19 protein-coding genes and 1 pseudogene are annotated in these 26,501 nt (G+C 63.2%); 15 read left to right on the forward strand and 5 right to left on the reverse strand.

Annotated elements, in window-relative coordinates:
- Nucleotides 1-69: 69 nt before the first annotated feature.
- Nucleotides 70-1,167: a glycosyltransferase family 4 protein gene (locus tag NGR_RS05825; RefSeq protein WP_015887322.1), complete on the forward strand. Its 1,098-nt coding sequence runs from the start codon at nucleotides 70-72 to the stop codon at nucleotides 1,165-1,167.
- Nucleotides 1,164-1,934 (forward strand): polysaccharide deacetylase family protein, encoded by a 771-nt coding sequence (locus NGR_RS05830; RefSeq protein WP_015887323.1) that lies wholly within the window; start codon nucleotides 1,164-1,166, stop codon nucleotides 1,932-1,934. Before NGR_RS05825 ends, NGR_RS05830 begins: the two co-directional genes overlap by 4 nt.
- On the opposite strand, the gene NGR_RS05835 is transcribed toward NGR_RS05830, so the two are convergent.
- Entirely contained in the window at nucleotides 1,921-2,751 is an 831-nt protein-coding gene (locus NGR_RS05835; RefSeq protein WP_015887324.1) for an MBL fold metallo-hydrolase, read from the reverse strand. The genes NGR_RS05830 and NGR_RS05835 overlap by 14 nt on opposite strands.
- A gap of 349 nt (nucleotides 2,752-3,100) precedes the next feature.
- Here NGR_RS05835 and NGR_RS05840 point away from each other — a divergent pair, with 349 nt between their 5' ends.
- Nucleotides 3,101-4,288, forward strand: a complete 1,188-nt coding sequence (locus tag NGR_RS05840; RefSeq protein ID WP_015887326.1) for a DUF3095 domain-containing protein — start codon at nucleotides 3,101-3,103, stop codon at nucleotides 4,286-4,288.
- Here NGR_RS05840 and NGR_RS05845 read toward each other — a convergent pair.
- Nucleotides 4,278-5,615: a nucleotide sugar dehydrogenase gene (locus NGR_RS05845; protein ID WP_164923915.1), complete on the reverse strand. Its 1,338-nt coding sequence runs from the start codon at nucleotides 5,613-5,615 to the stop codon at nucleotides 4,278-4,280. The two genes, NGR_RS05840 and NGR_RS05845, sit on opposite strands and share 11 nt — an antisense overlap.
- Nucleotides 5,616-6,017: 402 nt before the next feature.
- Between NGR_RS05845 and NGR_RS05850 the strand changes: the two genes are divergently transcribed.
- The 9 genes from NGR_RS05850 to NGR_RS05890 all read left to right on the forward strand — a co-directional run bounded on the left by NGR_RS05850 (nucleotide 6,018) and on the right by NGR_RS05890 (nucleotide 18,232).
- Entirely contained in the window at nucleotides 6,018-7,364 is a 1,347-nt protein-coding gene (locus tag NGR_RS05850) for an adenylate/guanylate cyclase domain-containing protein (protein WP_015887328.1), read from the forward strand.
- Nucleotides 7,365-7,371: 7 nt separating this feature from the next.
- Nucleotides 7,372-8,340, forward strand: coding sequence for a polysaccharide lyase (locus NGR_RS05855; RefSeq protein WP_015887329.1), 969 nt, complete (start codon nucleotides 7,372-7,374; stop codon nucleotides 8,338-8,340).
- Nucleotides 8,341-8,544: 204 nt separating this feature from the next.
- A complete protein-coding gene (locus NGR_RS05860) occupies nucleotides 8,545-10,437 on the forward strand; it encodes an ABC transporter ATP-binding protein (protein ID WP_015887330.1) in 1,893 nt (630 codons plus the stop codon).
- Nucleotides 10,434-12,335: an ABC transporter substrate-binding protein gene (locus tag NGR_RS05865; RefSeq protein ID WP_015887331.1), complete on the forward strand. Its 1,902-nt coding sequence runs from the start codon at nucleotides 10,434-10,436 to the stop codon at nucleotides 12,333-12,335. The genes NGR_RS05860 and NGR_RS05865 overlap by 4 nt, the downstream gene beginning before the upstream one ends.
- A gap of 1 nt (nucleotide 12,336) precedes the next feature.
- On the forward strand, nucleotides 12,337-13,335 hold the full coding sequence (locus tag NGR_RS05870) for an ABC transporter permease (RefSeq protein WP_015887332.1): 999 nt from the start codon (nucleotides 12,337-12,339) through the stop codon (nucleotides 13,333-13,335).
- A complete protein-coding gene (locus NGR_RS05875) occupies nucleotides 13,332-14,507 on the forward strand; it encodes an ABC transporter permease (RefSeq protein WP_015887333.1) in 1,176 nt (391 codons plus the stop codon). The genes NGR_RS05870 and NGR_RS05875 overlap by 4 nt, the downstream gene beginning before the upstream one ends.
- Before the next feature lie 92 nt (nucleotides 14,508-14,599).
- Complete coding sequence (locus tag NGR_RS05880) at nucleotides 14,600-15,814, forward strand: glycosyltransferase family protein (RefSeq protein WP_015887334.1); 1,215 nt, start codon at nucleotides 14,600-14,602, stop codon at nucleotides 15,812-15,814.
- Nucleotides 15,815-15,821: 7 nt separating this feature from the next.
- On the forward strand, nucleotides 15,822-17,069 hold the full coding sequence (locus NGR_RS05885; protein ID WP_015887335.1) for a glycosyltransferase family 4 protein: 1,248 nt from the start codon (nucleotides 15,822-15,824) through the stop codon (nucleotides 17,067-17,069).
- Nucleotides 17,051-18,232: a glycosyltransferase family protein gene (locus NGR_RS05890; RefSeq protein WP_015887336.1), complete on the forward strand. Its 1,182-nt coding sequence runs from the start codon at nucleotides 17,051-17,053 to the stop codon at nucleotides 18,230-18,232. Before NGR_RS05885 ends, NGR_RS05890 begins: the two co-directional genes overlap by 19 nt.
- Here the strand turns inward: NGR_RS05890 and NGR_RS05895 are convergent.
- On the reverse strand, nucleotides 18,210-18,884 hold the full coding sequence (locus NGR_RS05895) for a hypothetical protein (RefSeq protein WP_015887337.1): 675 nt from the start codon (nucleotides 18,882-18,884) through the stop codon (nucleotides 18,210-18,212). The genes NGR_RS05890 and NGR_RS05895 overlap by 23 nt on opposite strands.
- 249 nt (nucleotides 18,885-19,133) lie before the next feature.
- Here NGR_RS05895 and NGR_RS05900 point away from each other — a divergent pair.
- The 3 genes and pseudogenes from NGR_RS05900 to NGR_RS05910 all read left to right on the forward strand — a co-directional run bounded on the left by NGR_RS05900 (nucleotide 19,134) and on the right by NGR_RS05910 (nucleotide 23,247).
- Nucleotides 19,134-21,845: pseudogene (locus NGR_RS05900) on the forward strand (ABC transporter transmembrane domain-containing protein).
- A gap of 92 nt (nucleotides 21,846-21,937) precedes the next feature.
- On the forward strand, nucleotides 21,938-22,402 hold the full coding sequence (locus tag NGR_RS05905) for a cyclic nucleotide-binding domain-containing protein (protein WP_015887338.1): 465 nt from the start codon (nucleotides 21,938-21,940) through the stop codon (nucleotides 22,400-22,402).
- A 95-nt stretch (nucleotides 22,403-22,497) separates the two neighbouring features.
- Nucleotides 22,498-23,247 (forward strand): FkbM family methyltransferase, encoded by a 750-nt coding sequence (locus NGR_RS05910; RefSeq protein WP_015887339.1) that lies wholly within the window; start codon nucleotides 22,498-22,500, stop codon nucleotides 23,245-23,247.
- A gap of 28 nt (nucleotides 23,248-23,275) precedes the next feature.
- Here NGR_RS05910 and cueR read toward each other — a convergent pair whose 3' ends face one another.
- Both cueR and NGR_RS05920 read right to left on the reverse strand, forming a co-directional pair.
- Entirely contained in the window at nucleotides 23,276-23,776 is a 501-nt protein-coding gene (gene cueR / locus NGR_RS05915) for a Cu(I)-responsive transcriptional regulator (protein WP_015887340.1), read from the reverse strand.
- Between the two features lie 89 nt (nucleotides 23,777-23,865).
- Nucleotides 23,866-26,358 (reverse strand): heavy metal translocating P-type ATPase, encoded by a 2,493-nt coding sequence (locus NGR_RS05920; protein WP_015887341.1) that lies wholly within the window; start codon nucleotides 26,356-26,358, stop codon nucleotides 23,866-23,868.
- Nucleotides 26,359-26,501 lie beyond the last annotated feature (143 nt).

Genomic DNA, 26,501 nt, shown 5'->3' on the forward strand with positions numbered 1-26,501 from the left:
AGGGGAGCATGCCGCAGCGAGCGCCTTAATGTTGACATCGGAAGGGGAAGGCGGGATAGCTCGCGGCGCATGAGGATCGCCTTCTACGCGCCATTGAAGTCTCCGGATCATCCCGTCCCCTCTGGCGACAGGCAGATGGCGCGCATGCTGATCGAGGCGCTCAGGCTGTGCGGACACGAGCCGCAAATCGCCTCAACGCTGCGCGCCTTTTCGCGCGAAGCATCCGATGCCGCCTATTCGCACCTGCTCAGGGAAGCCGACGAGGAAATCGCCCGGCTTCGCCGGATGTGGGCCGAAGAAGGGCCGCCGGACGCTTGGTTCTGCTATCATCCTTATTACAAGGCCCCCGACCTTATCGGTCCGGCGCTCGCTGCCGAATTCTCGATTCCCTATGTAACGGCGGAAAGCTCCTATTCGTCGCGCCGCAATGAGGGGGCGCGGAAGCTTGCACAGGACGCGGTCGGCGACGGCGCGAGGCAGGCGGCGGTGAACATCTGTTTCACCGAGCGCGATCGGAAGGGGCTCGAAGCGGCGATCCCGGACGGGCGCTATGCCATGCTGGCACCTTTCATCGACGTGCGACGGTTTCAGGGAACGCCGAAGGCGAAATCTAGCGACGCTCGCCTCATCGCGGTCGCCATGATGCGCCCGGGCGACAAGATGGACAGCTATCAGATGCTCGCGGCTGCGCTGCGGCTGGTCGTCGACATTCCCTGGACACTGACCATCGTTGGCGACGGGCCATCGCGCGCCGAGGTGCAGGAAGCGTTTGCAGGGTTGCCGGCGAGACGGCTGGACTGGGTCGGCGAGCATGCGCCCGAAACGGTGGCGAACCTCCTCTTCGGCAGCGATCTCTATGTCTGGCCGGGATGCGGCGAGGCCTACGGCCTGTCCTATCTTGAGGCGCAGGCGGCCGGCTTGCCGGTTGTGGCGCAGGCGACCGCCGGCGTACCCGAAGTCGTCAGAAACGGGGAGACCGGGGCGTTGACGGCGGCAGGAGATGTCGACGCTTTCGCGGAAGCGATCCGGCGCTTGCTCGGTGACGCTGCATTACGCGCCGAACTCGGCAATCGGGCGCGCCGTTTCGTCCTCGAGGAACGCTCGCTGACTGCGGCCGCAGAGCGCCTGCAGGTGATTTTCAACGCGTTTGCGAGGAGGTCAGGATGAATACCGGAGCCATCTGGCAAGCGCTGATCGACAGGCTCGACCAAATGCAGGAAGCCGGCCAGAGCGCCGATTTCTGGTTGCGCGATGACGATGCGGTCGAACCGACGGCGGCGCTTCATCGACTGCTCGAACTGACCGACCGGTTTTCGGTGCCCCTGACCCTGGCGGTGATCCCAGCGCATACCGACGCGCGCCTTGAGCGCTGCCTCGCCGGCCGCCGCGACATCGGCGTCGCGGTCCATGGTTGGTCGCACGAAAACCATGCGCCGGCGGGAGAGAAGCGCCAGGAACTCGGCGGTCATCGTCCCAGCGGCACGGTTTCGGAAGAATTGCGCACCGGATACGCCCGCCTCAGGGCGCTCTTTCCAACCTCCTTTGTGCCGCTGCTCGTCCCGCCGTGGAACAGGATCGATGCGGAGGTCGTCGCAGGGCTTGGCGCCATCGGCTTCCGGGCGCTTTCGGTCTTCGGCCCGGAGGCAAGCGGCAAGGCCGCCGCTCTCATTCGGCCCGGCCTGCAGATCATCAACACGCATGTCGATGTCATCGATTGGCGCGGAAGCCGCGGCTGTCGCGATCACGCGCAGATCGTTCGAGACGTACTGGCCAGGCTGGAGCAGGTTGCCAAGGGTGGAGGCTCGGTCGGTATTCTCACGCATCACCTCGTCCACGACGAGAATGTGTGGGCGTTTCTGTCGAAGCTGTTCGAGATCACGGCCACCCACCCGGCCAGCCGCTGGCGCAAGGTGTCCGATCTCATAGGTCGATGACCTGATGGTCGCGGGCCGCAAAGGCGCCCGCGAAGAAAGCCTGTACTTCCTGCTCCATCGCGGCAAGTGCAGCATCGTTACGCGAGGGGTCGTGGTGGAACATGGCAAGGCGCGGAATGCCGGCGGCCATCGCCAGGCGCGAGCCGTGTATCCCGGTCGAGTGGCCGTAGCCGCGATAGGCCGCCATCTCCGACTCGAGGTAGGTGCAGTCGTAAACCATGAGATCGGCGCCGGCGATGAAATCGAGCAGTTCAGGATCGAGGATGCCCGGCTCGTGCTCGTGGTCATAGATGAGAGCGACGGCACGCCCGCCCCAGTCGACCCTGTAACCGACGCAACCGCCCGGGTGGACAAGGCTCATCGTGCGGACCGTAACGTCCTTGCGAGGCGAAAGCGTTTCACCCGGCCGGAAATCCACCGTGTCGAGGCTTGCCTGACAGATGCCCGGGCCGACCGGAAACCATGGTGGCCGCATGAACTCGTTGATCATCTCCGCCGTCGACATCTTGCCGTGCAGATGGCCGGACCAGAAACGCACCGCCGAACTGCAGCGGTAGATCGGCTTGAAATAGGGCAGCCCAATGATGTGATCGTAATGGGTGTGGGTGAAGAAGACGTCGAATTCGGAGACGCCCTCGGACATCAGCGACAAACCGGCCTCGCGCAATCCCGAGCCGGCGTCGAAGATCAGCACCTCCGCACCGCAACGGACTTCGATGCAGGGCGTGTTGCCTCCATAGCGCAGGAACTGCTCACCGGACACCGGTAAACTGCCCCTTACACCCCAAAACTTCACTCGAAAAGTGTCGTCCTGCATTCCGTTTCGGTTTCATCCTGCCCGCCGCGGACACTTTGCCCGGGCGCGCTGATTAGACAAGCACAAATCATGAGGGTCCTGCAATGCCATTGGATACGGAATGCTTGTCAGGCGATTTCGGATGCGGTCCTGAATTGAAAGTTTTATCGTCAGGCCCAAAGGTTGCATCGAGCGATTCAAGGTTGGGAAGTCCCGTTCCAGGCCTGAAAATCGGAGGGCGGCCGACTTTCCACCTTGGCTACAGCGTGCGTCTTTTCAGACGCGTGCTGTAGCACTTTGAATGGCTGCATTCTTTTGTCCTTGAATCGGCTAGGATCTAAGGAAGCATGCAGTAGGGGCGTAGGCATCCATGGCGCAGCCAGCCGAAATGCAATTTTACGAAAGCCTGCCGCTCTTCGAAGAGTTCGAAGGCGTGGCGGACGAGGCGAACTACCGGCCCCTTCCCGAGGGTTGGTCGCTGGCCGTTGCCGACATCGTCGATTCGACCGGGGCGATCGCCGAGGGACGATACAAGAGCGTCAACATGGCCGGCGCCAGCGTGATCTCCGCCCTCATGAATGCGCTGGAGGAAAGAGATCTGCCTTTCGTCTTCGGCGGCGACGGGGCGCTCGCCGCCATACCCGCGGCGCTTGCAGCAAGGGCGCGCGGGGCTCTCGCCGCCGCAAAGACCTGGGTGGCGGAAGAACTCGGCCTCGAACTCAGGGCCGCGCTCGTTCCGGTCGCCGACATTCGCGCCACGGGTCTCGACATGCGCGTCGCCCGCTTCAAGGCGAGCGAGGAGGTTTCCTACGCGATGTTCTCGGGCGGCGGCGCAAGCTGGGCGGAAGCCGAGATGAAGGCGGGGCGCTACCAGATCGACGCTGCGGCGCCGGGGACCAGGCCGGACCTGACCGGTCTCTCCTGCCGCTGGAACCCGATCGTCTCCCAGCACGGCGCCATCGTGTCGATCATCGCGATGCCCGGCGCGCGTGGCAACGGGCCGGAGTTTCAGGCCTTGATCGCCGACATCGTGGCGCTCGCCGAAGGCGAGGAGCGAGGCGGCCACCCCGTTCCGGAGAAAGGGCCCGAGCCTCGTCTTTCGATGCGCGGCATTGCCATGGAGTCCCGTGCCAGGGCATCAGGGGGCAAGCGCCTCCTCGCCTGGCCCTGGATAGCGGTGCAGAGCGTTTTTCTGTTCGTGTGCTTCAAGATCGGCCTGAATATCGGCAGCTTCGATGTCACGCAGTACAAGCACGATCTCTCCGAAAATTCCGACTTCCGCAAGTTCGACGACGGCCTGAAGATGACGATCGATGTCGGCGCCGGGCGGCTGAAGCAGATCGAGGCGCGACTGCAGCGCGGCGCGCAACAGGGCGTTTGCCGCTACGGGCTGCATCGGCAGGATTCCGCGCTGATGACCTGCATCGTGCCGTCTCCCATGAGCCGCGACCACATGCATTTCATCGACGGGGCCGCCGGCGGCTACGCCATGGCGGCAAAAAACCTCAAGGCGACGCTTGCTGAAGACGGGACCCCGGCACGCGCGGTCACGCCTTGAGGACGTGATCGGCTGCCAGGCCGCGACGCGCGAAGACATTGCGGGTATCGATGATCAGCGGCGCCCAGTCGCGAAGGGCGGCATAATCGATGGCGTCATGGTCCGTTGCGACGAGCACGGCATCGAAGCTGCGCACCGTCTTTTCGTCGAAGACGACCGACCGGAGACCCTTGAGTGCCATGTGCTCGCGGGTCGAGGGGATTTCCTCGACATGCGGATCGTAGAAGGCGGCCTTGCCGCCGCGCTCTTCGATGAGTTCGATCAGCCGAAGCGAGGGGCTTTCGCGAATATCCGGCACGTTCTTCTTGTAGGCGAGGCCGACGATCAGCACGTTCGAGCGGCTGAGCGCCTTGCCTTGCGTGCGGTCGAGCGCCTCGGCAAGCCGTGTCACCACGTGACGCGGCATGGCCGAGTTGATCTCGCCCGCCAGTTCGATGAAGCGAGTCGGCAGTTCGTATTCGCGTGACTTCCAGGTCAGGTAGAACGGGTCGATGGGGATGCAATGGCCGCCCAGCCCCGGGCCGGGATAGAACGGCATGTAGCCGAACGGCTTCGTCTTTGCGGCGTCGATGACTTCCCAGATATCGATGCCCATCGCCTCGTAGACGACCTTGAGTTCGTTGACGAGGGCGATATTGACCGCACGGAAGATGTTTTCCGTGAGCTTCACCGCTTCGGCAGTCGCGTTCGACGAGACCGGCACGACGGTCTCGACAACCGCGGCGTAGAACCGTTCCATCAGCGCTGCCGCGCGCGGTCCGTCGCCGGCCACGACTTTGGGGATGCTCGCCGTCTCGAAGTTCCGGTTGCCGGGGTCCTCCCGCTCCGGCGAGAAGCCCAGGAAGAAGTCCTCGCCCGATTTCAGGCCCGTCTCTTCCAGGATGGAGCGGACGATCCCGTCGGTCGTGCCGGGATAGGTGGTCGATTCGAGAACGACGAGCTGGCCCGGCCGCAGGCTGGCGGCGATCGAGCGGGACGTCTTTTCGACGAAGGAAAGATCGGGGTCGCGATGCTTGGTGAGCGGCGTCGGTACGCAGATGACGATCACGTCGCAACCGCCGAGTCCGGTAAAGTCGGTCGTCGAGTGAAAACGCCCGGCTGCAGCCTCCCGGGCGAGCGCGTCGTTCGAGACCGCCTCGATATAGGAACGGCCGCCGTCAAGCGCGACAATTTTCGCAGGATCGATGTCGAAACCGATGACCGGAAAACCTGAGCGCGCAACCGCGATGGCAAGAGGCAGGCCGACATAGCCCAGGCCGATCACACCGATGCTGGCGGTGCGCGCGGAGATCGATTCGAGCAGCCTGTCGTGATGGGGGGAGGTCAAGATCGTTTCCAATTTTGCTGGCGAACAAGCCGTCTTGCGACGGTTGGCCGCCACGGGTTGGTTCCGTTTTGTTGGCGACAAAGCGGCGCCAAGTCAAGCGCGGGCCTATAGCAGCGTCCGCCGATAACCCCGACAATTAGAGGGTGTAATCGGAGGGGCCATTCCGTGTAGCATTCACCTGCGATTAAAAATTGCGAGCGTCTCTGGAAATCGGGCTCGGCGGTGAATATCTGCAAGACATAACGTGGCGATCCGATCGCTGCGGGCGGCCGCCGTCAGATGCGGCCGGAGCCTTTCATTACTGACGGGTGCCACAGCCAAATGCTGCCGGGGCAGGCGAGTTCGTCGCCAGTTTCCACCGGGGCCGGCGGCATTCGCCATTGCGACAAATGAGGATGTGGAATGAGTGCGATCAACGACAGCGTTTCCGAAATCCTCCTGGACAAGGTCGCGGATTGGCTGATGCGGACGTCGCTGAGCGACGAATCGCTCGAGACGATCGTGCGCGGTTTCTGCGAGCGCCTGGCGGCGGCCGGCCTGCCGCTCATGCGCGTCCATCTGTCCTTTTCGATGCTTCATCCGCTTTACGACGCGCTCGGCTTCACCTGGTGGCGCGGCCGCGGCGTCGAGGTGAGCGGCCTTCGCCACGAGGAACTGGCGCTCAATCCCGATCGGTTCCTCAAGAGCCCCTATTATTATCTGCTCAGCAACAACCTCGACCATGTGCGGCGGCGCATCGATCCGGCTCAGCCTTCGGAGTTTCCGATCTTCGATGAACTCAAGGAGCAGGGGGCGACCGACTACATCGCCTTCATGCAGCCGCTCGGCGCCGTTTCCGAGCATGGCATGGTCGGCTCCTGGACGACCGACCGTCACGGCGGCTTCAGCGACGACATGATTGCCGCCCTGCTGAGGCTGCAGAACCATCTGGCGATTGCCGCCAAAGTCGCCGTGCTCGGCAAACTCGCCGACAACATGTTGACCACTTATCTCGGGGCCAACGCCGGGCGGCGGGTGCTGAGCGGCCAGGTCCGCCGCGGTGACGGCGAGACGGTTCGCGCCGTCCTGGTCATGGCCGACATGCGCGACTCGACCGTTCTTGCGGAGAAGGAGGGCCGGCAGGCCTATATCGAAACGCTGAACGGCTTCTTCGACGCGATCGCAACGCCTTTCAACCGCCATGGCGGGCAGATCCTGAGCTTCGTTGGCGATGGGTTCATCGCCGTCTATCCCTGCGGCCGGCACAAGGAACCCTCGGAGCTGGCGAGCCGCGAAGCCTTCGCCGCCGTCGGCACGGCGCGCGCCCGCGTTGCGGCTCTCAACGCCGAGCGGAAAAGGCAGGGTCGCGAACCGATCGGCTACGGTGTCGGCCTGCATGTCGGCAACGTCATGTTCGGCAATGTCGGACTGCGGGACCGGCTGACCTTTTCGGTTTTCGGTTCGGCCGTCAACGAGGTCCAGCGGCTGCAGAACCTGACGAAGAAATACGGCCACAACGTCGTCGCGAGCGAGGCCTTCGTCAATTATTGCGGCGGCGATTGGCTGACGCTCGGGCAGGAGACGCTGCGCGGCGTACGCCAGAAGTTCACCGTGCTCTATCCGAAGGATGCTGCCCTTGCCGCCATTGCACAGGAACGCGACGATCAGGCGGAGGATGGACTTTCCGAAGCGGAGCATGTCATGCTGCTTTATCGCAACAAGATCGGGCCGCCGGGGCCGCGCGGCCTGATCGACAAGATGCTCCAATGAGGGATCCATGTTTCGCGTAACTTTGCTGGCCGCCGCTCTTCTCGTACCGAGCATCGCAAATGCTCAAGCATTGCAGCAACAACCGCCTCTCGAGCAGAAACTGACCGACGGTTTCGAGGGCAAGGATTTTGCCCCTGAAGGCGGCCTCTATTACCGCGAGAATTTCGAGCAGAGCGCCGGCACCGTCGAGTTCCAGAGTGCGGTCAAACGTTCGGGCAATGGCGGGCTGAAACTCAGCGTCGTACCGCATTGCCCGACCCTGGACGACGGCTGCAGCGAGCGCGCGGAAATCTGGGAAAAGACGGCCCTTCGCGTCCCCTATGACCAGGGTGTCTGGTACGGTTTTGCGGTCAAGTTCGAAGATCCCATTCCAAGCGGCGACCATCGCTACCTGATCGCCCAATGGAAGCGCGAGATCGTTCCCGGTGCCGATGGCGACTTCAGCCCCTTCCTGGCGCTGCGCATGGATCTCGGCAAGCTCTTCGCCACGGTCGAGACCAATTATCAGCAGCCGGTTTCCACCGGGCCGGAGGGCACACCGGCCCATTGCGGTCCGGGCGAAGTGCCGGCCTGGGCGCGGCCCGATTTCAATCAGGTGCGCATCCTTGTAGCCGCAGATCCGAACTGGAAGGCCGAGGACGGCAACCTTTTCAATTCCTGCACGAAAGCGGTGACGGTCACCAATCACGGCAATCCGCTCCCGAAGCCCAATTCCGGCTGGATCGATTTCGCCATCTTCACCAAGCCCGGGCCTGACGGAACGGGGCACATAGAGCTGTTTGCCAATGGTAAGCCGATCATAACGGTCAAGGGGCATATCGGCCATGCCGACAAGGGGCTCGGAGAGAATCAGTATTTCAAGTTCGGCCCCTATCGCGCGGCCGACACGACCGACTGGACGCTCTACTACGACGACTTCCGCCGTTCGCCGCGCTGTGCCGATGTCCTGACGGACGGTGTTTGCCCGTTTCCCTGAGGTCCCGCGTCGATCCCGCACCCCGCCCCGCCTCCGCCCGGTGGTATGCTGGACAGCCTGCGGAAGCTAAGCTACTGTTTCGACAGTGGCGTACGCTACAGCGCCGCGGGGCTAAGGTCGCTGTGACACTTGAAATTGCTGCATAATACCGGCGCCGGACGGCAAGGTATCGTGCAGGAGGGGTAATGAGGGCGGTGTGTTGCAATGACTTCAGGAGCGGACCTGCTAAGGGTTGAGGGTCTGCGGATCACATTCTCCGTGCTTGGCGGCGAAGTGGAAGCCGTCCGGGGAGCGAATTTCAGGATTTTGCCGGGCAAGGTGACGGCGCTCGTCGGCGAGTCCGGCTCGGGCAAGTCGGCGATCAGCCAGGCGGTCATGGGTATCCTGCCAAGCGTCGCCAGGGTGAGTGGCCGGGTTGTCTTCAACGATACCGCGGCCGGGGCAAAGCCGGTCGATCTGCTGTCGCTTGAGACCGATGGAAGCGAGATCCAGGAGATCCGCGGGGCGCGCATCAGCAAGATCTTCCAGGAGCCGATGACCTCGCTGTCGCCGCTCCACACGATCGGCAACCAGATTTCCGAAGTGTTGAAGATCCACACGGACGCAGACAAGGCGGAGCGACGGGCGCGAACCGAGGAACTGTTGGGCGACGTCGGTTTCGCCAATCCGAAGCGGGCCTATGATATGTACCCCTTCGAACTTTCCGGCGGGATGCGGCAGCGGGCGATGATCGCCATGGCGCTGATCTGCCGCCCGGCACTGCTGATTGCCGACGAGCCGACGACGGCGCTCGACGTGACCGTGCAGGCGCAAATTCTGCAGTTGCTGCGCGAGCTCCAGTCCAAGCTCAACATGGCCATGCTGCTGATCACGCATGACCTCGGGGTCGTCGCCAACATGGCCGACGAAGTCGTCGTCATCTATCACGGCGATATCGTCGAGGCCGGACCGGTCGACGCGATCTTCCGCAACCCGCAGCATCCTTATCTCAAGGGGCTGATGGCGGCCGTGCCGCATTTCGACATGAAGCCGGGCGAAAGGCTGAAGGCGCTTCGCGAAGTGCCGGTCAAGGCCGGGACGCTTCTTGGACGGCAAGGAGCCACGAAAGCCACCGGGCCGGACGTGCTCGTCTCGGTCCGCAATTTGTGCAAGACGTTCTCGACGCGTTCGTCGGGCTGGTTCGGCAGCGGCAGCACGTCGCGTCACCGCGCCGTCGATGACGTCAGCTTCGAGATCCGCCGCGGCGAATGCCTGGGGCTGGTTGGCGAGAGCGGCTGCGGCAAGACGACCGTCAGCAAGATCCTGATGCGGGCGGTGACGCCGGACGAGGGTTCGGTCACCTTCGACGACGGGGAGGGCGCTGTCGACGTCCTGAAGCTCGATGGCGCCGAACTCAAGGCGCTGCGCGCCAAGATCCAGATGGTCTTCCAGGATCCGGTCTCGTCGCTTTCGCCGCGAATGACGGTCAAGAACATCTTGAGCGAGCCGCTCGAGATCCACGGGCGGGGCAATCCGAAATCGCGGGTCGAGACCGTCCGCTCCCTGTTGCAGGCGGTCGGCCTCGACCAGCGGTTCATCAATCGCTATCCGCACAGTTTCTCCGGCGGCCAGAGGCAGCGCATCGGCATCGCCCGGGCGCTTGCGCTCGTCCCGCAGCTGTTGATCTGCGACGAGCCGGTTTCGGCTCTCGACGTCTCCGTCCAGGCCCAGATCCTCAACCTTCTCAAGGATTTGCAGAAGGAACTGGGCCTGACGATGCTGTTCATCTCGCACAATCTCGCGGTGGTCGATTATATGGCCGACCGGATCGCGGTGATGTGTGCGGGGCGGATTGTCGAACTCGCACCGCGCGAGGTGCTGATGCGCAATCCGGTTCATCCTTACACGAAATCGCTGCTGGCAGCCGTGCCCTATCCCGATCTGGATCGGAAACTCGATTTCGACTCGCTCCAGGCGAGCGGCGGCTCGGACCAGCGTCAATGGGGAACGCAATTCTCGGACGGCGGCGAGGAGAACGCTCTCTTTCCGGCCGATCTTGGCGGCGGTCACTATGTGCTCGCCAGGAAATCGGCAGATGCAAGGGAGTTACGCTCGTGATTACCCGAAGAACAGCACTCGCCATCCTCGCGTCCACCGCTCTGCCGAAGGTCCTGCTCGCCGCCGCCGGCGGGGTCGACGCACTGGCGCCGCTTGTCGCAGAAGGCAAGCTTCCGCCGGTGAACGAACGCCTGCCGAAAACGCCGCGGGTGATCAACGTCGCGGCGATGGGCAGGCAACCCGGCCGGTATGGCGGGACGATCCGCAGCCTGATCGGCAGCGCCAAGGACATTCGTCTGATGACGATCTACGGCTATGCCCGGCTGGTCGGCTATGACGAGACGCTCAATCTCCACCCGGACGTGCTCGAACGCTATGAGACGGTCGAGGACCGGATTTTCACCTTCCATCTGCGCGAGGGGCACAAGTGGTCGGACGGCACGCCGCTGACGGCGGAGGACTTCCGCTACTGCTTCGAGGACGTGCTGCTCAACGAGGACCTCTCGCCAGCCGGCCTGCCGACGGCGATGGTCATGGACGGCCAGGCGGCGAAGTTCGAGATCGTCGACGAGCGCACGCTGCGCTACTCCTGGGCTGTGCCCAACCCCGACTTCCTGCAGAAACTGGCGGCGCCGCAGCCGCTGGTTCTCGCCATGCCGTCGGCCTATCTCAAGCAGTTCCACAAGAAATACCAGGAAGAGGACAAGCTGAAGGCGCTGATGAAGGAGGAGAGGGTGAAGAAATGGCACCAGCTCCACCAGCGCATGGCGCGCTCCTACAGGCCTGAGAACCCGGATCTGCCCACCCTCGACCCGTGGCGCAATACCACGCCGCTGCCGGCCGAACAGTTCATCTTCGAGCGCAATCCGTTCTTCCACCGTGTTGACGAAAACGGCCTGCAGCTACCCTACATCGACAAGTTCGTGCTGAGCGTCAGTTCGTCTGCACTCATTCCGGCCAAGGCCGGCACCGGCGAGAGCGACTTGCAGGCGGCCGGTATCGACTTCGTCGACTATACCTACCTGAAGGATGCCGAGAAGCGCTATCCCGTCAAGGTCAAGCTGTGGAAGAAGACCTCCGGCTCCCGCCTGGCGCTGCTTCCCAATTTGAATTGCGCCGACCCGGTGTGGCGGCCGCTGTTGAGAGACGTGCGGGTCCGCCGCGCCCTGTCGCTGGCGATCGACAGGCAGGAGATCAACAAGGCGGTCTTCTACGGGCTGACGAAGGAGAGCGCCGACACGGTCCTGCCGGACAGCCCGCTGTTCCGACCGGAGTTCGCGAACGCCTGGATCACCCATGATCCGGACCAGGCCAACGCCCTGCTCGACCAGGCCGGGCTTGCAAAGCGCGACAGCGACGGCATCCGCATCCTGCCGGATGGCCGCAGAGCCCAGATCGTCGTGGAGACGCCCGGCGAAAGCACGCTCGACACCGATGTGCTGCAGCTCATCACCGACTACTGGCAGAAGGTCGGCATCTCGCTCTTCATTCGGACCTCGCAGCGCGACACCTTCCGCAGCCGCGCCGTCGGCGGTGAGATCACCATGTCCATGTGGTTCGGCATCGACAACGGCGTGCCGACGGCGGACATGAATCCGGGCGAACTCGCGCCGACAGCCGACGACAAGCTGCAATGGCCGGTCTGGGGCCTGAATTATATTTCGCACGGCGAAATGGGCGAGGCGCCCGACCTGGAGCCGGTCGTCGAGCTGCTCGACCTGCTCAAGCGCTGGCGGCATTCCGCCGACGATGCCGAGCGGGCAGACATATGGCGGCAGATGCTGACCATCTATACGGACCAGGTCTTCTCGATCGGCCTCGTCAACGGCTCGCTGCAGCCGATCCTTGTCACGACAAAGCTGCGCAACATGCCGGAGGAGGCGCTTTGGGGCTTCGACCCCACCAGTTACTTCGGTGCCTACAAGCCGGATACGTTCTGGCTGGAACAGGATAGCTGAGATGCTGCGGTACATTCTCTGGCGCATCGCGGTGATGGTGCCGACCCTGCTGATCATCTCGGCGCTCGTCTTCACCATCATCGAACTGCCGCCCGGCGACTATTTCGAAAGCTACATCGCCGAGCTCAGGGCCCAGGGCGAAGGCGTCGACATGGAGCAGATCGATTCGCTCAGGCAGCAATACGGCTTCGATCAACCGCCGCTGCTGCGCTACATCTATTGGGTCGGCGGCATGCTGCAGGGCGACTTCGGCTATTCCTTCGAATATGAGCTGCCGGTGAGCGAAGTCGTCGGCGACCGGTTGTGGCTGACGATCCTGGTCTCGTTCTTCACGATCATCTTCACCTGGATCATCGCCTTCCCGATCGGCATCTATGCGGCGACCAACCAGTACAGCTGGGGCGACTACGGCCTTTCGCTCATCGGCCTCATCGGCATCGCCATCCCGAACTTCATGCTGGCGCTGATCCTCATGTATTTCGCCAATATCTGGTTCGGCACGTCGATCGGCCATCTGATGGACCAGAAATACCTGTCCGAACCAATGAGCTGGGCGAAGGCGAAGTCGATCCTCGAACATATCTGGATCCCGGTGATTATCGTCGGCGCCGCGGGCACGGCCGGGATGATCCGGCGGCTGAGAGCCAACCTGCTCGACGAATTGCAGAAGCAATATGTCGTGACCGCAAGGGCCAAGGGCCTCTCGCCGACGCGGACGCTCGTCAAATATCCGTTGCGCATGGCGCTCAACTTCTTCATCTCGGACATCGGCTCGATCCTGCCGGCGATCATTTCCGGGGCGGAAATCACCGCGATCGTGCTGTCGCTCGAGACCACCGGGCCGATGCTGATCAAGGCGCTGCAGAGCCAGGACATGTATCTCGCCGGATCGTTCCTGATGTTCCTGGCGTTCCTCACCGTTATCGGCGTCCTGATTTCCGATCTGGCGCTCGCCGTCCTCGATCCCAGAATTCGCCTGCAAGGCAGGAGCACCAAGTGACGTCACCGATTCCTGCCCCCGGCGAGCCGCTAGCGCATTACGTGTCGACGGCCCCGTTCGATCCCTACTCCGTCGAGGTGATGACGGAGGAGCAGGTGCGCGTCAATCAGGCGTCGCAGTTGCGGTTGATGTGGTGGAAATTCAAGCGCCACCGGGTCGCGTTGGTGTCCGGCATCTTCCTGGCGGCGCTCTACGGAATGATCCTGATCTGCGAGTTCCTCGCACCCTATAACCTGCACACCCGCAATATGGACTTCATCTACGCGCCGCCGCAGCGCGTGCATTTCTTCCATGAAGGCTCCTTCGTCGGCCCCTTCGTCTATGGGCGGACAATGCAGCTCGACATGGATACGCTGAAGCGGAACTACGCGGACAACCCCGCGGATGTTCAGCCGATCCGCTTCTTCTGTCGGGGCGACAGTTACCGCTTCTGGGGCCTGTTCGAGAGCAACGTGCATCTGGCCTGCCCGGCGGAGAACGGCCAGATGTTCCTGCTCGGCAGCGACAGGTTGGGACGCGACGTCCTGTCGCGCATCATCTATGGCGCGCGGATTTCCCTGACGATCGGGCTTCTCGGCATTACCGTCAGCTTCGTGCTGGGGATCGTCATCGGCGGCCTTGCCGGCTATCACGGCGGGGTGTTCGACCTCGTCGTGCAGCGCTTGATCGAAGTCCTCCAGTCGATACCGAGCATTCCGCTCTGGCTTTCGCTGGCGGCGATCATGCCGGCGACATGGAGCCCGATCCTCATCTATCTCGGCATAACCGTCATCCTCGGCCTCCTCGACTGGACTGGCCTGGCGCGTGCCGTCCGCTCAAAGCTGCTTGCGCTCCGGGAAGAGGACTACGTCCTCGCCGCCCAGTTGATGGGCGCGAAAAGCAGCCGCATCATCGGTCGGCATCTCGTGCCGGGCTTCATGTCGCATCTCATCGCCACGGCAACGATCTCCATTCCCGGCATGATTCTCGGCGAGACGGCGCTCAGCTTCCTCGGCCTCGGGCTGCGCCCGCCGATCACCAGCTGGGGTATTCTGCTGACGGAGGCAAAGAGTGTGAGCGTGATTGCCTTCTATCCTTGGCTGTTGTTTCCGACTATACCGGTCATTCTTGTGATATTGGCGTTCAACTTCCTGGGAGACGGGTTGCGCGACGCCGCAGATCCCTACAAATAGCCCCGGTATCGCTAACCTCGGTATCGCCGGCCGATCCAAGCAGGCGCTGCAGCGGACTTGGTATTTCCACCTATGAGAGAAAGGTTCTTCGCATGATACGGCGCTTCGAAGATGCCCGGATTCTCATGTACAGCCACGACACCTTCGGCCTCGGTCATCTGAGGCGCTGTCGGGCGATCGCGCATGCCCTCGTCGAGGATTATAGCGGCCTGCAGGTGCTGATCGTGTCCGGGGCTACCATCGCCGGCGCCTTCGACTATCGGGCCCGCGTCGATTTCGTGAAGATCCCGAGCGTCATCAAGCTCAGAAATGGCGAATACACGTCGCTTGACCGCCACATCGATCTGCACGAGACGCTGAAGATGCGCCAGTCGATCATTCGCTCGACCGCCGAGAGCTTCGAGCCGGACATCTTCATCGTTGACAAGGAGCCGATGGGGCTGCGCGGCGAGGTCGAGGACACGCTGACCTATCTAAAGACGCACGGGACGCGGTTGGTTCTCGGGCTTCGGGAAGTCATGGATGCGCCGCATCTGCTCGAGGAGGAATGGAAGCGCCGCGACACCATGCGCAAGATCGAGCAGTTCTACGATTCTATCTGGGTCTACGGCCCACCCGATTTCTATGACCCGCTGGTCGGGCTCGACGTGCCGGCGGCGGTGCGCGACCGCATGAATTTCGTGGGCTTCCTGCAAAGAAGCGTTCCGCATGACGGATTGCCCGATCACAGGCCGGAGGGCGAATATATTCTGGTGACGACCGGCGGCGGCGGCGATGGCGCCGAGCTCATCCATAACGTCATTCACGCCTACCAACAGGATCCGGGCCTTACGCACAATGCGCTCGTCGTCCTCGGCCCCTACATGCCCGCAAAGCAGCGCAACAAGCTGATCCGCAAGGGCGGCCGTATACCCTTCATCAAGATCATCGAGTTCGACAATCGCATGGAGGAACTGGTCGCGGGCGCCCGGGGCGTTGTATCGATGGGCGGTTACAACACCTATTGCGAGATCCTGTCCTTCGATAAGCCGGCGCTCATCGTGCCGCGGCTGCAGCCGCGTGAGGAGCAGTTGATCCGGGCGCGGCGTGCGTCCGAACTCGGCCTTGTCGATATGTTGCTGCCGCACGAGGCGGAAGACCCGCTGCGTTTCGCAGCGGCACTGAAGGCCCTGCCGCAGCGGGCGGCGCCCTCGTCCAACAGGAATGGCCTGAGGCTCGAAGGCCTCGTCCATATCTCCGGGATCGTCGGAGAATGGCTCGATCACCGATCGAAGGAACATCTGAGCATCGTCAAGCGGACAAGCTGAAATACCCGTGTCGCAAACTCGAAAGATCGCCGTTGTGCTGAAGGGCTACCCACGCCTTTCCGAGACCTTCATCGCCCAGGAACTATTGGGGCTGGAAAGGGCAGGGCACGATCTCGTGCTCGTCGCGCTTAGGCGCCCGACCGACGCGAAGCGTCATCCCGTCCATGACGAAATCCGGGCCAAGGTTTTCTATCTGCCGGAGTATCTGCATGACGAGCCCTGGCGGGTGTTTCGCTCGCTGATGAAATCGCTGCCCAAGGCCGGTTTCTGGCGGGCGCTGTTGCCCTTCATCCGGGATCTCCGCCGCGACCGGACGCGCAATCGCTTCCGCCGCTTCGGCCAGGCTCTTGTGCTTTTCGACGAGTGGCCGGCGGAGGCGCGCTGGCTGCATGCGCATTTCATCCATACTCCGGCCTCCGTGACGGCCTATGCCAGCATCATGGCCGGCGTCCCCTGGACCTGCTCGGCGCATGCCAAGGATATCTGGACCTCTTCGGATTGGGAGCTGTCGGAGAAGCTCGCGCGCGCCCGCTGGACGGTGACCTGCACGCGCAGCGGCTTCGAGCACTTGAAGAGCCTGACGGACGAGAAGTCCCGCGTGCATCTGAGCTATCACGGCCTCGACCTGCATCGTTTCCCGAGCTTCGACGGCCATCACTCCGATCGCGACGGCTCGGATGCCAGCGATCCGGTGCGCATCCTGAGCATCGGCCGCGCCGTTGCCAAGAAGGGCTACGACATTCTCCTCAAGGCGCTGTCGCTGCTGCCCGCCGATCTCCACTGGCGCTTCGAGCATATCGGCGCCGGCGATCTGACGAAGGAGCTCCGGACCCTCGCCGAGCATCTCGGCCTTGCCCCTCGCGTCACCTGGCGCGGCGCGCTCGACCAGAAGGACGTGCTTGCGCGCTACCGTGCAAGCGACATCTTTGCGCTCGCCTGCCGGGTCGCGGTCGACGGCGATCGCGACGGACTACCGAACGTGCTGGTCGAGGCATCGAGCCAACGGCTTGCCTGTGTTTCGACGCGGGTATCCGGAATTCCGGAATTGCTGAACGATGACGAGAACGGCCTTGTGGTGCCGCCTGAGGATCCTCGCGTTCTCGCCGCGGCGCTCGAGCGGCTGATCCGTGATCCGGCCCTGCGCAGAAGGCTTGGCGCTGCGGCCGAACGGCGCGTGCGGGCCGAGTTCGACCATCACTCGAGCGTCAGGCAGTTGAGCGGCCTTTTCGAAAGCGAATGGAGAAAATCTCCTTGAGCAAACGTCGCGTTTTTTTCTATGTGCAGCACCTGCTCGGAATCGGCCATCTGGCGCGGGCGAGCCGCATTGCAAAGGCGCTGCTGGCGCGCGGCTTCGACGTGACGATGGTGACCGGCGGCCTGCCCGTCCCGGGCTTCCCACAAGAGGGCGTGAGGACGGTCGTGCTGCCGCCGGTGACGGCGGGCGACAAGGGCTTCTCCGGCCTCGCCGACGCCGAGGGCAATCCGGTGACTGCGGCCTTTCAGGAGCATCGCAAGGGCCGGCTCCTCGAGGCGCTTCGCGTCTCGGAGCCGGAAGTCGTCATTATCGAAGCTTTTCCCTTCGGCCGCCGGCAGATGCGCTTCGAGCTGCTGCCCTTGCTTGACGCGATCGAATCAATGGAGCGCCGTCCGCTGGTGGCGACGTCGCTGCGCGACATCCTGCAGGAGCGGGTAAAGCCGGGGCGGGCCGAGGAAACGGTCGCGCTGGTGAAGAAGCACTTCGACCTCGTGCTCGTGCACGGCGACCCGGCCTTCGCGCGGCTCGAGGAGACCTTTCCGCTCGCAGGCGAGATTGCCGACCGGGTCGCCTATACCGGGCTTGTCGCCCCACCGCCGCCGGACGACCCCGCCGAGAGGTTCGACGTGCTCGTTTCCGCAGGTGGCGGGGCGGTCGGCAAGGAACTCATCGGCGCAGCGCTCGGGGCCGCCAGGACTCTGCCGCAGGACCTGCGCTGGTGTCTGGTGACCGGCCCGAATCTGCCACAGGCGGATTTCGACGAACTCGCCGCCGCGGCACCGGATGGCGTCGGCCTGTTCCGTTTCCGGCGGGATTTTGCGAGCCTCCTTGCCGGCGCGCGCCTTTCCGTCTCGCAGGCCGGTTACAACACCGTCTGCGACATACTGCGCGCCGGATGCAGTTCCCTGCTCATTCCCTTCACCGCCGGAGGCGAAACGGAGCAGAGCACGCGCGCAATGCGGTTGGAGAGGCTTGGCCTTGCCGCCGTTCTGCCCGAGGAGGGGATCACGCCTGAGGCTCTCGCCCGACAGGTGGAAACGCTGCTGGCTCGTTCGAAGCCGGATATCCCGCCGCTCGACCTCGACGGTGCCGATGGCACTGCGGTGATCCTCGAGGAGCATCTGAAGCGGATGGACGGCGTCAGACCGAGCCGATCAGCATGAAGCGGGTGTATTTCTTCATCGGCAGCGCGCCGGCGAAATCGACGCGGGCAAGGGCGGCCTTGGCTTGGAATTCGTCGAGTGAGGAAACGCAGTTTATGTGGCTCGGCTCGCTGAAATAGTCGTTCGACTGCAGCAGCACGCGCGTGCCGGAGGGGACAAGGCGGAGCCATGCTCCGAGGTCTGCGATGTGCTCGCAACTCGTATTGACCACGAGTTCGGCATTCAGGCTTAGATAGTCGATCGCATACATGTCCGCCGTGACGGCCCGAAACCGATCGCCGAAACCGGAATTCAGCGTGCGCGCCACAAGTTCGACCGCCGGGTCGATGTCGAAGCTGTCGATCGCTGCGATGTTGAAGCGCGGATCTTCGAGAAGCATAGCCGGCAGAACACCGTACCAGCCGCCGAGAACGACGATCCGGCCATAGACGGAGCCGGCACTCTTCAAGAGCGCGTCGCGGGCCCAGAGCTTGCACTGAACCTGCTTGTGGTTGAAGGCATTGGCGATATTCGCTTGCGGATGTTTCGCAATGACCCTGGCTATGCCGTCGACGAGTGCGCTTCCCGTATAGGCGGCCAGCCCCCGGGCGAGGTCGTAACCGCTTTCGTACCAATCGTTGGAACTGTGGGTGGAGTGGCTGGCATGCGTCATGCGGCTGTTGTAAGCTCAGGGCCCGGCAAGCGCAAGGCGCGCAAGGAAGCCGCGACTGGAAGGGAGTTTGCTTGGCCGGCCAAACGCTTGACATGGAGTATGCCTCTGCTCTCATGGCAGCCAGTCACGAGTTCGTGGAAACGGCGCACGCCATTGAAGATCTGGTGGAGAGGAACCATTTGCGGCCAGCGTCCGCTTCCTGAGCGGCCCTGCGATCCCGAATATTAGATTAGGTCTCATTACCCGCCCATGGAACCACGTCTTTCCCGCTACATCTGGACCCATACCCGAAAGTCGCAGCTCTGGATCCTCCTGATCGTAGCGCTGTCGATGATCCCCTATTTCATGTCCTTCGATCTGCCGAAGCAGATCGTCAACGGGCCGATCCAGGGGCAGGGGTTCGAGACGCCCGGGGCAACCCAGCTCTTCATGCCGATCTCCGTCAGCCTGCCATTTTTTGGCGAGGTCAACCTCTTTTCCGGAATCGAGCTCGGGCGGCAGGGGACGCTGCTCGCCCTCAGCCTCGTCTTCCTGCTGCTGGTGATCGTCAACGGGCTCTTCAAGTTCTACATCAACACTTACAAGGGCCGGCTGGGCGAGCGGCTTCTAAGGCGCATCCGTTTCGAGCTTGTCGATCGCGTTCTGCGCTTCCCGCCGCATCACCTGAAACGTGTGAAGCCGGCGGAAATCTCGACGATGATCAAGGATGAAGTCGAGCCCATGGGCGGCTTCACCGGCGATGCCTTCGTGCAACCGGCGCTTCTCGGCGGCCAGGCGCTGACGGCGCTGATCTTCATCCTGATCCAGAGCTTCTGGCTCGGCATCATCGCCTTTGTCATCGTCGCGGTCCAGGCGGTGATCATCCCCCGCATGCGCCGACGGCTGCTGGTGCTCGGGCGCGAACGGCAATTAACGGCGCGCGAACTCTCGGGCCGGGTCAGCGAAATCGTCGACGGTATCGGCACGATCCGCGGTCATGACACGTCCAATTACGAGAGAGCCGACATCGCGGCGCGTCTCGGCCGGATCTTCAAGATCCGTTACGACATCTACCAATGGAAGTTCCTGGTAAAATTCCTGAACAACTTCCTGGCCCAGGTAACACCCTTCCTGTTCTATTCGATCGGCGGCTACTTTGCCCTGCAGGGGCGCCTCGATATCGGCCAGCTTGTCGCGGTGATCGGCGCTTACAAGGACCTGCCGGGTCCGCTGAAGGAACTGATCGACTGGGACCAGGCGCGTCAGGACGTCCAGGTCAAATATACCCAGGTCGTGTAGCAGTTCAGCGTCGAGCCGTTGATCGACCCGAAGGTGCAAGAGGTCTGCGTTGCTCCGCCTGCGGCGCTCGCGGGCGCGCTTGCTGCCGTCAATCTGACGATTGCCGACGACGGCGGCGCCAAGGTGATCGAACATGTCTCCTTCCAGCTGCGCCCGGGCGAGACGGTCGCCATCACAGGCGGCACGGGAGGCGGCGGCGAGGCGCTGGCCGAGGCCTTCGGCCGCCTGGCCTGGCCTGCAAGCGGCCGGATCGTCGTTGGCGACGACGATATTCACGAGCTGCCGGAAGCGGTCATCGGCCGGCGGATCTCCTATGCCTCCTCGGAGGTCTACGCCTTCCAGGGCAGCCTCGGCGACAATCTGCTCTACGGCCTCAAGCATGCCCCGCTGACCGAGGTGGTTTACGAAGGCGACAAGGCGGCGCATCGCCGGTGGGAGCTGCTCGAAGCGAAGCTGGCCGGCAATCCCTCACTCGATCTCAACAGCGATTGGATCGACTACGGAGCTGCCGGAGCCACGGGCCCGGAAGATCTCTTCGGAAAGATCAGGGCCGTCCTCGACGTCGTGCTCCTGACCAATGACATTTCGGCGCTCGCCGTTCGCTTGACCATCAATTCCGTCGAACACGAGGCATTTGCGAACGAAATCGTCGAGATGCGCAGCGCGCTCCGTCGGCGTCTCGAGGCAGAGAAGCTCAGCGATCTCGTCGTCTTCTTCGAGCCGGGCTCCTACAATATCGAAGCAACGGTCGGCGAAAACCTGCTCTTCGGCACCGTCACCGACCGGACGAGGTGGGAAACGGCGTTGGAAGGCCACCCGTTCTTCAAGACCGTCTTGAAGAGCGCCGGCCTTCACGAGACCTTCTACGAAATGGGACTCGAGATCGCCGAGAACGTTGTCGAACTGTTCCGCGACCTGCCGCCGGATCACCCGTTCTTCCAGCAGCTTACCTTCATGACCAGCGAGGAGATCCCGGCCTACGAGGCGCTTCTCCAGAAGCTCAGGGGCCGGCCGCTCGACGAAGTCTCGGAGGACGATGCGATCCGGATCATCCGGCTATGCTTCGGCTATATCGAACCGCGGCATCGTTTCGGTCTTCTGACCGAGGATCTGATGCAGAAGATTGTCGAGGCGCGACGCGAATTCAGCGACGGCCTGCCCGCCGATCTCGTCGGCGTCATCGAGCATTATCAGCCGAACCGCTACATGGCCTCGGCCAGCATCCTCGACAACGTGCTCTTCGGCCGCATCGGCCACAAGCACACGGATGGCTCGGACAAAATCCGGGCGATCGTCCGCGATCTCTTCGAATCGCTCGGCCTCTACAACAAGGTGCTCGCCTTCGGCCTCGACTTCGACGTCGGCGCTGGCGGCAAGCGACTGACCGCCGGCCAGCGGCAGAAGCTCAATCTGGCGCGGGCGCTCATCCGGCTCTCCGATTTCTATATTATCAACCAGCCGCTGCTGGCACTCGATCAGCGCACCCAGGATCAGATCACCCGCAACGTCTTTACCTTCCTGCATGCCGAGAAGCGTGATCCGGCGATCGTATGGGTCCTTTCCAATCCGGCTCTTTCGGAACTCTTTGACCGTGTTGTGCATTTCGAAAATGGCCGGTTGGTGCACGAGGATGCAATGGAAGCGCCGTCGAAAGACAGCGACTACAAGGAATTGGCATCTTGATGTAGTATTGACATCGGAAGGCAGGCGGAATTTCCCGGTCGGTCGGGAAAGGACGTCTTGCGTCCGCGACACATTCGGAGAAGCGAACTGATATGCTCCTGAAAGACGAAGTGGAAATGCTGCGCCGGATTACGCTTTTTTCCGGCCTGCCGCCTGCGAAACTCAAACTACTCGCTTTCACCTCCGACCGGGTGATGTACAGCGCCGGCGAAAACCTGTTCCACCAAGGAGATATCGGCGACGCCGCCTACGTTATCCTTTCCGGCAGGGCCGATGTGCTGGTCTCGACGCCGACCGGGCAGTTGAAGGTCGCCGAGGTCGAGCAGAACTCGATCGTCGGCGAGATCGCCATTCTCTGCAATACGCCGCGCACCGCCACCATCCAGACGACCACGCCACTCGAGGCCCTGCGCATTCGCAAGGACGATTTCCTGAAGCTCCTGGCCGATTTCCCCGAAATGGCGGTGGAGATCATGCGTGTCCTGGCCGACCGTCTCAGCCAAACGACCTCCGAGCTCACCGAAGCCCGCAGCCGCGCGCAACGGGTCGAGGCATAGGTTTCCTGAACGCACTCAACGGTCCGCCGCACTTCGAGCGGTCGCATGAATTTATTCCGGTTCCGATTTCCGGAATCATGCAGTAGAGAGGCGCGATGCGCGCCATAACCTATTTCGACAAGACCGTTTACTTCCCCGACAAGCCGGAAAAGAAACGCTTTTTCGCCCGCCTGCAGGCCGGCCAGTGGGAGCCCGGTACCTTCCAGAACATCGCGCGCCTCGTCGACGCGAAGACGACCTTCATCGACATCGGCGGCTGGATAGGGGTTACGCCCTATTGGGCGGCTCAGAGCGCCAACAACGTCATCGTCGTCGAGCCGGATCCGGTGTGCTTCGACATCCTGACCCAGATGAAGGCCGACAATATCGGTGAGGTGGAGCTCGTCAACGCCGCGCTGTCGCAGGACGAACGCCTGGTGCTCAACTCGGTCGGTGGCGGTTTCGGCAGTTCCGAGACCTCGGCCCTCATCGCCGACGATACCGGCATGGCGATTACCGCCGAGACCGTCACCATCCCGAAGCTTCAGGCGATGGCGAAGACCGACCGGCTCTGCTTCAAGGTTGACATCGAAGGCTATGAATACAAGGCGCTCGACCAGTTCCGGGCAATTGACCGGAAGAGAACGGCGGGCGTCCTCCTGGCGGTGCATCCGCAGATCCTGGCTGCGTCGTTTTCCGGCCCCGCCGCCTTGCGAGCGCTGCGGACAGTGGCGGCGACGGTACGCTTGATCCGAAGCTTTCGCGGATTTCGCCTGGAGAACCGGTCGGCGATCTGGACCGCAATGCGCAAGTCGATCGCCCGGCGCGAACTCAGGGGCTTCGACCTGCTGTTCCTTGCCAAGTGAGCGACCTACAGCCGGCGCTGTCTCGCAATCATGAGGCGGTGCCGGTCTTGGAATGCGGAGGCGCACGCCGCGCCCCGCGTACCGGCTCGACGCCGCCGCGGCCGAACAGGGCGGGTTCGTGCGGTTTCTCCGGTCCGCTTCCGGCATCGGCGAGATCATCGATGATCGGGCAATCCGGCCGCGCATCACCGTGGCAATGGGCGGCGAGATGCTTGAGGGTCCGGCTCATCGCCTTCAACTCCTCCGCCTTGCGTTCGAGCAGCGCGACTTGATCGAGCGCGATCTTCTTGACCTCGCTGCTGGCCCGTGAACGATCGCGCCAAAGTGCCAGGAGGTCCGCCATCTGCTCGACGGTGAAGCCAAGGTCGCGGGCCCGCCGGATGAAACGCAACGTATGGACGTCGTTGTCGCCGTAATTGCGATAGCCGGACTGGCTCCTGTCGGCCAGCGCAATGAGACCGATCTTCTCGTAGTAACGGATCATTTTCGCCGAGACACCCGAGGCGCGTGCGAGTTCGCCGATATTCATGTCATCCTCGTTCAACCGGTGGCAGACAGGCGAAATATAGGATTTACCTTGAGCGAGCGCCAACGGCACGCCGGCTCACAACTGCCGGTTCACGCCTGCCGCTCGAGGCCTCGAAATCGTTTGAGGCGCAGCGCATTGCCGACCACGAAGACGCTGGAAAGCGCCATCGCACCGGCGGCAAAGACTGGCGAGAGCAGCATGCCGTAGCCGGGGTAGAGCGCCCCGGCAGCGACCGGAATGAGCACCACGTTATAGGCAAAGGCCCAGAACAGGTTCTCCCTGATGTTGCGGATCGTTGCCCGCGAAAGCGCAATCGCATTCGGCACGCCGACGAGATCGCCGGACATCAGCACCACGTCGGCACTCTCGATCGCGATGTCGGTTCCGGTGCCGATGGCAATGCCGACATCGGCCGCGGCAAGCGCCGGTGCGTCGTTGATCCCGTCTCCGACGAAGGCGACATGGCGGCCATCCGCTTGCAGGCGCCGCACGGCCGCGACCTTGCCCTCCGGCAGAACCTCGGCGAGCACCTCGTCGACGCCGAGCTGGCGGGCGATGGCTTCGGCGGTCCGGCGGTTGTCGCCGGTGACGATGGCGACCTTCAGGCCGAGATCGTGCAGGGCCCGGATGGCTTGGGGCGCCGTCTCCTTCAGTGGATCGGCGACCGCGATTATGGCGGCGAGCCTGTCGTCGATCGCGGCGTAGAGCGGGCTTTTGCCCTCGTCACCGAGCCGGGTCGCCTCCGAGGCAAATTCCGATACGTCGAGCCCGAGGCGCGCCATGAGCCGGTCGGCGCCGACATGGACGGTCTTGCCGGCGACCTCGGCCCTGGTGCCGAAACCCGGAATCGCCTCGAACGTGTCGGGATCGCTTATAGCGAGGCCCATGGTCTTGGCGGCCGAAACGATGGCTTCGGCGATCGGGTGCTCGGAGCGCGTCTCGGCGGCGGCAACCAGGGCCAGGACGGAATTGCGGTCGAAGCCCGGGGCGGTGGTGAGGTCGGTGAGCTCGGGCCGGCCCTTGGTCAGCGTGCCGGTCTTGTCGACGGCAACGATTTCCGCACTCCGCAAGGTCTGCAAAGCTTCGCCCTTGCGGAACAGCACGCCCATTTCGGCGGCGCGGCCAGTGCCGACCATGATCGAGGTTGGCGTGGCGAGGCCCATGGCACAGGGGCAGGCGATGATCAGTACCGCAACGCCGTTGACGAGTGCGAAGGTCAGGGCCGGGTCCGGTCCGAAAACGAGCCAGGTGAGAAAAGTCACCACGGCGACGGCCATGACAGCCGGCACGAACCAGGCTGTGACGTGATCGACGAGCGCCTGGATCGGCAGTTTGGCGCCTTGCGCCTGCTCGACCATTCTTATGATCTGGGCAAGGACCGTAGCAGCTCCGACCTTGGTGGCGCGGAAGGTAAAGGCGCCGGTCTTGTTGATCGTGCCGCTGACGACCTCCGATCCTTTCGTCTTTTCGACAGGCACGGGCTCGCCGCTCAGCATCGATTCGTCGACATAGGAGTTGCCCTCGGCGACCGTGCCGTCGACGGCGACCTTTTCGCCGGGCCGCACCAGCACCATGTCGCCGACGCGCACTTCGGCAATCGGGATCTCCAGCGTCTCGCCCCCACGCCGGACGCGTGCCGTCTTCGGCTGCAGGCCCATCAGGTGCTTGATCGCCTCCGATGTGCGGCCCTTGGCGCGCGCTTCGAGCAGCCGTCCGAGCAGGATCAGCGTGACGATCACGGCGGCCGCTTCATAATAGACATTGGCCGTTGCCGCCGGCAGAAACCCGGACGCAAAGGTCGCGACGACGGAATAGCCCCAGGCGGCGGCCGTACCGATCGCCACCAGCGAGTTCATGTCGGGTGCGGCGCGCAGCAGCGCCGGCACGCCCTTCGTGAAAAAGCGGAGACCGGGACCGAAGAGAACGATCGTCGCGAGAGCGAACTGCAGGTACCGGCTCTCCGCCATGCCGATACGGGTCATGACGAAATCATGGATGGCCGGCACGAAGTGCGACCCCATTTCGAGGACGAAGACAGGAAGCGTCAGGAGAGCGGCGATCAGCAAATCCCGCCGCAGGAGCCGGAGTTCTCGGTCGCGCCTCTCCGCCTCGCGATCGATATCCCGCTCCTCGCCGAGCTCACGTGCCTCGTAGCCGGCGCTGCGAACCGCTTCGACCAGCATGTCTGCGGACGCGAGCCCCTTGACCAGCCGGATCGAGGCCTTTTCGCTGGCAAGATTGACATTCGCCTCGACAACGCCGGGAACGGCCTTCAGCGCCTTCTCGACCCGGCCGACGCAGGACGCGCAGTTCATCGCCTCGATGCCGAGTTCGATCGTGTCTTCAACCGCCGCATAGCCGACATTCGCGATTGCGTCGACGATTTCGGCCGGTTTCGCCGACGTATCGAAGCGGACGTCGGCGCGCTCCGCGGCCAGATTGACGGAGGCTGAAACCACGCCCGGCACGGCGCGAATCGCCTTCTCGACGCGCGCCACGCAGGAGGCGCAGTTCATGCCCTCCACGGAAAGCCTCACGCTATGCGTATCTTCTGCATGTCTGGCGGCACTTGACGATGCCATGGTCAATTTCCTTGCGATGTAATTTCCTTGACCATGGGGCTTCCAACGGTGGGAAGGTCAAGGCAAACTTCATGCTTCTTCGGAAAAGTTGGTGTAGTAGGTAGGAGGGGTGGGGGCTCACCGGCGAAAGTCCCGGCCCGCCG

The organism is Sinorhizobium fredii NGR234 (assembly GCF_000018545.1).
Taxonomy (GTDB): domain Bacteria; phylum Pseudomonadota; class Alphaproteobacteria; order Rhizobiales; family Rhizobiaceae; genus Sinorhizobium; species Sinorhizobium fredii_A.